A 6,824-nucleotide genomic window follows, 5' to 3' on the forward strand; every position below is an offset into this window, starting at 1 on the left:
CCTCCCGGCCGCGGCCCTGACGGCCGCGGTGGGCGTGCTCGCGGTCGCGCTGCACCTGCGGTCGCTCCTGGCGGGCGCGGGCCTGCCGTGGCCGGCGGTCGCGGGCCTGTACCTGGCGCTGGCCGCGTTCGGCGCGTTGGCTCTGGCCGGTCGGCGCCGGAGCGCCGCGGTCGAGCCGGCGGCCCCGCCGCGTCCCGAACCGGTCGAAGCCGAGGCGTGAGGAAAGGCGGGCCCCGGAGGGCCCGCCTGCTCCCTCGAATGGATCCGGAGGGCGTCGTTTCGCCGGGCGTTCGCGCTAGAAGACGTTGCCGCGCTGGAGTTCGCGGGCGATGACGATCCGCTGCACCTGGTTGGTGCCCTCGTAGATCTGGGTGATCCTTGAGGAGCATCGGCCCCACCAGCGGGAACCCCAGAACTTGCGGGTTCACCTGCGGAAACGCTTCCCTGGGGATCACCCCGATTACCGCCGATTTTCGGCCTCTGACAGAACTGGGCCAGAACTGGAACCGAACCAGAAGAGGGCGGGAATCATCCATCCCGGCCCCTCAATCGACGGCCCCACGTTCGGGGGACAGCTCTCGACTGTCACTTGTGGTTAGATCTCAAGTGCCCTTCGTTCCGGCCCTGACCGGGGCCCTTCCAACCTCGATCGGAGTACCGATGCAGCAAGACCCCCGAAGCGCGGCAGCATCAGGCAAGGACTTCCCCTATCGGATGCAGACCCTCTGCTACATCGAAGTTCACAAGGACGGCCGCGTAACCCACGGCCGGGACAACGGCACCTACGAGCGGGCACGAAGCGGGGAATCGACGCTCTACGCGGTCTGGCCCGGTAACTACCGAAGCGACCTCTTCATTATCGATGACCTTGACGAGTACGCCGGGGCCTTCGGCATCATCCACGACCAGGAGCGGACCGGCCTTGCCGACCACGTTCACGATGTGAAGTGGCAGCGCTCTTCCATCGAAGACAAACCTCGTGCTCAATACACCTGGATCGAAGTTGAGCTGCTGTGCGGGTGCACCGTCAAGGACCTCGACACGTTCGCAGCGCAGATGAACAAGCAGAAGGGCTGGAATGTCGCTACCAGCGGCGGCTGGGGCTCGTCCGGAATGCCAGGCGGCAAACAAACCTATTCGTTCCGAGTTCGGCGGAAGAGCCTCGAATCCTGACATCCATTGGGCAAGAGCTATAGGCGACCCCCAGGAGCATCAGGGCCGTCAAGCCACGAAGCTACCTGGAACGGGCCGCCAGAATGGCGTCCGTGTAGGTGCCGGACTCAAGCTCGTTCTCAAGGCCCAGTTCCCTAAGCAAGTCCCCCAGCGCTTCGAGCGCGGCGTGAAGCCGCGCCTCGCTGACAAGGGTCTCCACTTCAAGGAACGCCCCGTCAAGCTCGGGCACGTGGACGAGCGTGGCAAGGACCTCATACCCGGCGAACTGGAAGGCGTAGTTCTGGCAGTGCTTCGTCAGCCGGACGTACTCCGTGTAGCCGGTGTCAAGCAAGAAGCTCGCGACGGCTTCAGGGTTGCTGACCTCCGTCTCATGCTCGGGCTTCGAACCGCTCGCTTCATCCACGCGCGCCTGCTTGTACGTCAAGACCGATCGACGGGACTGCGCGGTGCTCACCGTGCGGACCCTAAGCTCCCGGTCGCTTCCGGTCATCTCGTCGTCCCTGTCGTAGTAAACGTCCTGGTAGGTGGCGGCCTCCGGGGCCACCTGCTTGCCAAGCCAGTCCTTGACCGAAGCAACGTCCTTGACGCGCGCCTTGAGTTCCGCCTCAATCACGGGGGGCTCCCTTCGCTAGATCACGACAGCCGAGGACTGCCACACTTCGTCGAACTGCCGCTCAAAGCCTGTCCACAGGAGGTTGTACTGAGCTGCGACCAGCTTGTACACGCTTGACTGATGCCCTTCCGATGAGGGGTGGAACATCGACAGGTAGAGCACGTCGTCTAGCCGGATACAGCGCCAGACCGGGAGGGCACTGTACTTCCGCACCGACACGTCTACGTTCGGCCGTCCGGTGAGTTCTTCAAGCCGCGCGATGGACAGATTGATGCCCGCCCGGAACGAGGCAGGCGATTCCCGAATTTCTTGCGCCCTGATGCTTGCGGCCTCACAGTCGGGGTCAAGCAGCAGAACACGCAACCGAAGCGGTTCCCTCCGATCTCCCATCACGGCCGCCCGAAGCAACGACTCGTTGAGTCCGATCAAGCCGAGCGCACGAACGACGAGCAGATCAATTCGCTTCGCGTCTTTCGCACGGCCGGAAATTTCGTCGGCAGCTTCACTTTGCGACGCGAAAATCTGGGTGATGCCGACGCGATCGAGCTGCGACATGGACTCGATGGAGTCCTCAAGTCGGGGCGCGAGGCCGAGACGCAACCGTGCCCGGCTCGGCATGTTAAGACCGTCAGCGATCCGTTGCAGCACTTCGATACTGGCCACTTCACGGTGCCCGTGGATGATCTCGCTGACCCGCCCTTGGGGCATGCCGATGGCAATTCCGATCCGTGACTGGCTTGAGCCTACCCACTGTTGAGCGACCCTGAAGAGCTTGGCTATGTCGCGGTTCGTCAGCGCTTTTTGGACATCGTCCTTATCCCATACCGCATCGGGTATGCGAATCGGTTCGTACATGTCCCTAGACATAGCACCCACACGATATCTCATCGTGAGATACCTGTCCAGGGATGGAAACGGGCTCTTCACAACGGAAGCATCGAAGGAGACAGCTCTACGCCCCCGAAGTAGAGAACGGCCTTCACGATCGCTCGAAGGGGTACAGCAATGCCAGCACCGACAACCGAAGTGAAACGCGGGTCCTTCGTACAGGACGGGATGACGTTCGACGTGTGCGCGTCAAGCGCACACGCGCCCGAGTCCATGAGGGTGTACCTCGCAGGGGACCGGAACGCGCTCGTCCTAGTGGTGTCCGGCCTCAACTCCGGTGACCTCAAGCCGAGCTGGGGCCAACCTTGGGGCGGTTACCCCGACGAGTGGCGCGAGGACTTCGAGGAGCGCGCCTATCGCGCGTACGTCTCCCGCGACGTTGGACCGCGCCCGACGGTGAGGGCGACGGCCGTTGTTCGCGTCTGCGAAGGATGAACCGGTGGCAGACCAGCGCGTGCAGAAGTTCAACGTCGGCGGCCAGGAGTACGCCCTTGAGGAGTACCGGAACCAGATGAACGGGCCGCACCTTCGCGTCACGACTCCCGGCATCAATGGAGCGGTCATGACCAGAGGCATCGAGCACGACTCGCGGCCCTTCTGGGTCGGCGGCTATGCGATCGACAAGCCCTCACTCCGTGACGCCATCGCATCGAAGGTCGCCGAGCTGCGCGACGGCCGAGCGAATTCATCGAGTGTCTGAGACACGGGCGGGCGCGTTCCCAGGACCGCGCCCAATCCATCAGGAGTCCTCAGCGTGGGCCTGCTAAGGCCCGCAGAGGACACCGACAGCCGAGCGTAGGGGTAATTGGTGGGCGCTCGGTGGTCCCACGCCCGGGGCAGGGCGGGGACGGAGGGCCGCCGCTTTCGAGACGACATAAGCGGCGGCCCTCATCTCGACTTCCCAGTGAGAAGGAGCGCCGTGCACACACTGGCCAGGACCCTTGACGACCTTGCCGAAGACCTCCACATACGCGGCTACACCCTCATTCGCGCCGAGCCTGAGGCCGGGCCCATGACCGAGGCTCCGTGCGCGCTCGGTGTTCACCTCGGCGCACGTTGGATGGGCGCTCGCATCCTTGAAGCCGACAACGATCCGGCGTGGCTTCCTCGCCATACCGAACAATTTGACGACGACGAGCCGCTTCGGTTCTTCGCGCTCGGGTGCCTCGCCCCAGCGGCCGAGGGAGGTGCGACGTGTCTCTATGACGGACGCGCCGCTGCGCACTCCCTGCTCGCCCAGGAACACGACTTCACCTCGGTTCGTATCGAGTACGCGACAAAGTGGCGACCCACCAAGGCGACTCATCCGCTCATCGTCATGGGCGCCCACGGGCCCGCGCTCCACTTCCGCTCCAAGCTGGAGACGAACAACGTCGTCGGTCTCCCCTCCGGTCTCGGCGAAGACGAGATGTACGGGCTCGTTGAATCCGCGCTGGCTGAGGCCGTGGTCCTGGTCCACCGATGGCGAGCCGGTGACCTCCTCGTGGTGGACAACCGCGCGATGATCCACGCCCGTCAGCCGTTCAACGGCACTCGCCGCATGATCCGGTTCCGCTACGACGACCCGCACTACCAAACCATCACACTGAAGCCATGAGACACGTCCGCCTGCCAGCGCCCGTCCTCCGCGCCATAGCGCCCGTACAGAGGCTGTGGTGGCGAGTCCGCAAGCCGAACACATTCGGGGTCAAGGTGTTGCTACGCGACAGCTCAGGTCGCTTCCTCGTGGTCCGACACTCCTACTCCGACCCGACCCGTTGGGGACTTCCGGGCGGAGGCTATCGCCCCGCTCAGGAAACACCCACCGAAGCCGGAGCGCGCGAGGTCGCCGAAGAACTCGGCTTCACCCTCACGCCAAACGGTCTCGCCGAACTGGAGACCGTGACAACGACGCTGGAAGCCAAGCGCGACACGCTGACCATCCTCACCGGGGCCGCCCCGTCGGCGGCCCTCACGCTCTCCCCTGAACTCGCCGAAGCCCGCTGGGTGAGCAGCCTTGACGACCTCGGCGACGCACCCGTATCGCGCTGGCTTGTAGCCGCGTTGGCGCATACCACATGACGCCCTAAGCCACTAAGATCACCGACCAACACAGAATCGAAGGGACCCCCTTGCCTAGCGTGGATGAAGTCGCCGCCTCCCTCGGCGGCAACAAGAGTGAAGCCGAAGGACTAGCCGCTCAGCTCGCCGCAAGCAAGCAGCAGGCCGAGGAGTTGCAAGGCCAGCTTGCGGCCCTCGGCGCGGAGGGCGCGGCAAACCTCGCGAGCGCCGCTGTCCAGACCATCGAAGGGCTGATGTCCGAGGCAGCCGGGCTCGCCGGCCGAATCGGCGAGGCCCAAGCGCAAGTCCTCGCAATCAGGCAGGGCAGTTTACTCACCAGGGGCACAGCAGGGACCGCCACAACCCCGGTCGGTTCGTCGTCGGCACCAACGTTCAACCCTCGGAAGTTCGACCCGACGAAGCTCGCTGGCCTCCGCCGCTACAGCGAGGCGGGAACGGCCGAGGGGAAGCTCTACCGCTCCGACGGCTCGCCGCACTCTGACCGCGTGCTCCGAGCCCGTCCTCCTGGATCTTCGCCCTTTCCTCCTGGGAGCGTGCGGGGACGCTACCGGGACACGACGCCGAACCGAGGGCACATTGAGGGTGAAGTCGCCGCCACGATGCATCGCGACCAGCTCAACGAGGCAACGCTCTACCTGAACGCCGAGCCCTGCGACAATCGTGGGCAGGGCTGCAAGGAGAACACGCACGCGTTCGTTCCCGAGGGAAGCGTGCTCAACATCTGGGCGGTCAACGACGACGGGTCGCGCGTGTTCAAGCGAGTCAATGGAACGGGAGAGGCATTCAATGGGCAAGCCGGTAACTGACGATCCGCAACTGATGGCGGAGCTGGTCAGGATGTACATGGAAGAGGGCACACCCGACCCCGAGCTGTACGAGTACGCCACGGCTCACGGCGTCCAAGCCCCCGCCGACATCGACCAGCGCGACAAGCGCTCGCTGTTCTCGGTGCGTTTCCCTCCGGGCTCGGACACTGGGACACTTGAATGGGACTGGTGGGCACCTGAAGACGACCAGGCCGAGAGCTAAGAACCAACGGCGACGGGGGTAGACCCCCTTGAGGTTCACTCAATACCGACGCGTCGGCCGTAGCCCTGGACGTGAATCCGAACGCCCTACTCCTCCCCCACGACGACGACCCCGACAGGACGACCGAGGTCACGGGAGTAGACGAGCCGGTCACGTGCGAACGGGCTTGGGACTGGGCGGACGGTCATTACCCACTCATCCCCGTACCCGACGAAGACGGCCGAGAGCAGCAGATCCACTTCGAGATGATCGGCCGCCCGCCGAGGCGGCAGCTCATCTACGTCGGCATGAACCACCTTGGCGCAGAACGGCTCATGGAGCTGCTTCCGCCCGAGGTGTATCGCGAACTCGCGAGGTACGGCGAATCAGAAGCCGGAAGACGAAAACGAGATGGCAAGTGTTAGAGACCTGTGGTTCACCGAGGTCAAGGGTCCCGACGGCAAGCCAGTCAAGAAGAAGACCAAGAAACACCCCGACAACGGCGGCAACAAGGACGCTAACCGCTGGCAGGCCGTCTGGATCGGTCCCGACGGGCGCGAGTGCACCAAGACGCACCGGCTCAAGGAGGACGCCAAGAACTACGGCGACGACCAAGAGGCCGACATCCGGCGCGGTACCTACATCTCCCCCGCCGATGGCAAGACCAAGTTCGAGAAGGTCTTTCAGAGCTGGATCACAACGCGGAAGGACCCCGCGAGCGTCATCCGCTACCAGGTCTCTACCGGCTCCACATCAAGCCGCACTTTGGAAACCGCGAGGTCGGCTCCATCCGTCCGAGCGAGGTCAACAAGCGCATTACCGAGCTGAAGAACCAGCACGAAGGCTGTCCACCGCTGAGGGCGTCTACCTCATCATGAACGCGGTCTTCGGCCTCGCGGTCGAAGACAACCTGCTCGTCAAGAACCCAGTGCGCACCAAAGCCGTTGAGCGCCCTGAGGTGTAGCAAGGATCTTGGACGCGGATCTCATAACGGTTGGGTTTCAGGCGGCGCGAGCGTAATACTCGGCCAGGGTCTCGGCGGGGGTCTTGTAGCCGAGGGTCGAATGTAGGCGTTGACGGT

The 6,824-nt window shown here is 64.2% G+C and carries 11 protein-coding genes and 1 pseudogene; 10 read left to right on the plus strand and 2 right to left on the minus strand.

Features of this window, described 5'->3' with window-relative positions; all coding sequences use genetic code 11:
* Together GFD30_RS26505 and GFD30_RS25920 are read left to right on the plus strand one after the other, a co-directional pair.
* Positions 1–220, plus strand: a pseudogene (locus tag GFD30_RS26505) (hypothetical protein); the annotation flags it as partial.
* Between the two features lie 440 nt (positions 221–660).
* Positions 661–1,173: a hypothetical protein gene (locus GFD30_RS25920; RefSeq protein ID WP_153028038.1), complete on the plus strand. Its 513-nt coding sequence runs from the start codon at positions 661–663 to the stop codon at positions 1,171–1,173.
* Positions 1,174–1,234: 61 nt separating this feature from the next.
* Here GFD30_RS25920 and GFD30_RS25925 read toward each other — a convergent pair whose 3' ends face one another.
* Together GFD30_RS25925 and GFD30_RS25930 are read right to left on the minus strand one after the other, a co-directional pair.
* A complete protein-coding gene (locus GFD30_RS25925; protein ID WP_322633629.1) occupies positions 1,235–1,786 on the minus strand; it encodes a class IV adenylate cyclase in 552 nt (183 codons plus the stop codon).
* Positions 1,787–1,801: 15 nt separating this feature from the next.
* Complete coding sequence (locus GFD30_RS25930; RefSeq protein ID WP_153028039.1) at positions 1,802–2,641, minus strand: XRE family transcriptional regulator; 840 nt, start codon at positions 2,639–2,641, stop codon at positions 1,802–1,804.
* A gap of 150 nt (positions 2,642–2,791) precedes the next feature.
* Here GFD30_RS25930 and GFD30_RS25935 point away from each other — a divergent pair, with 150 nt between their 5' ends.
* The 8 genes from GFD30_RS25935 (at position 2,792) to GFD30_RS25970 (ending at position 6,571) form a co-directional block, all read left to right on the plus strand.
* Positions 2,792–3,109: a hypothetical protein gene (locus GFD30_RS25935; protein WP_153028040.1), complete on the plus strand. Its 318-nt coding sequence runs from the start codon at positions 2,792–2,794 to the stop codon at positions 3,107–3,109.
* 4 nt (positions 3,110–3,113) lie between these two features.
* Positions 3,114–3,374 carry a hypothetical protein gene (locus GFD30_RS25940; RefSeq protein ID WP_153028041.1) on the plus strand — a complete coding sequence of 87 codons (261 nt, stop codon included), beginning with the start codon at positions 3,114–3,116 and terminating at the stop codon, positions 3,372–3,374.
* Between the two features lie 219 nt (positions 3,375–3,593).
* Positions 3,594–4,271, plus strand: coding sequence for a TauD/TfdA family dioxygenase (locus tag GFD30_RS25945; RefSeq protein WP_153028042.1), 678 nt, complete (start codon positions 3,594–3,596; stop codon positions 4,269–4,271).
* Complete coding sequence (locus GFD30_RS25950) at positions 4,268–4,735, plus strand: NUDIX domain-containing protein (protein ID WP_153028043.1); 468 nt, start codon at positions 4,268–4,270, stop codon at positions 4,733–4,735. Before GFD30_RS25945 ends, GFD30_RS25950 begins: the two co-directional genes overlap by 4 nt.
* A 59-nt stretch (positions 4,736–4,794) precedes the next feature.
* On the plus strand, positions 4,795–5,541 hold the full coding sequence (locus GFD30_RS25955) for a DddA-like double-stranded DNA deaminase toxin (protein ID WP_153028044.1): 747 nt from the start codon (positions 4,795–4,797) through the stop codon (positions 5,539–5,541).
* A gap of 13 nt (positions 5,542–5,554) precedes the next feature.
* The gene (locus GFD30_RS25960) at positions 5,555–5,764 is read left to right on the plus strand and encodes a hypothetical protein (protein ID WP_194202127.1); all 210 of its coding nucleotides are present in this window, start codon (positions 5,555–5,557) and stop codon (positions 5,762–5,764) included.
* A 71-nt stretch (positions 5,765–5,835) separates the two neighbouring features.
* Positions 5,836–6,168 carry a hypothetical protein gene (locus tag GFD30_RS25965; protein WP_153028046.1) on the plus strand — a complete coding sequence of 111 codons (333 nt, stop codon included), beginning with the start codon at positions 5,836–5,838 and terminating at the stop codon, positions 6,166–6,168.
* Positions 6,155–6,571, plus strand: a complete 417-nt coding sequence (locus tag GFD30_RS25970; RefSeq protein WP_153028047.1) for a hypothetical protein — start codon at positions 6,155–6,157, stop codon at positions 6,569–6,571. The genes GFD30_RS25965 and GFD30_RS25970 overlap by 14 nt, the downstream gene beginning before the upstream one ends.
* Positions 6,572–6,824 lie beyond the last annotated feature (253 nt).

Origin of the sequence: Glycomyces albidus, assembly GCF_009451885.1 — a bacterium.
Taxonomy (GTDB): domain Bacteria; phylum Actinomycetota; class Actinomycetes; order Mycobacteriales; family Micromonosporaceae; genus Glycomyces; species Glycomyces albidus.

Coding starts and splice junctions, on each gene's coding strand:
- GFD30_RS25920 (WP_153028038.1), top strand. CDS start 661: ATGCAGCAAGACCCCCGAAGCGCGGCAGCATCAGGCAAGGACTTCCCC.
- GFD30_RS25930 (WP_153028039.1), bottom strand. CDS start 2,641: ATGTACGAACCGATTCGCATACCCGATGCGGTATGGGATAAGGACGAT.
- GFD30_RS25935 (WP_153028040.1), top strand. CDS start 2,792: ATGCCAGCACCGACAACCGAAGTGAAACGCGGGTCCTTCGTACAGGAC.
- GFD30_RS25950 (WP_153028043.1), top strand. CDS start 4,268: ATGAGACACGTCCGCCTGCCAGCGCCCGTCCTCCGCGCCATAGCGCCC.
- GFD30_RS25960 (WP_194202127.1), top strand. CDS start 5,555: ATGGCGGAGCTGGTCAGGATGTACATGGAAGAGGGCACACCCGACCCC.
- GFD30_RS25970 (WP_153028047.1), top strand. CDS start 6,155: ATGGCAAGTGTTAGAGACCTGTGGTTCACCGAGGTCAAGGGTCCCGAC.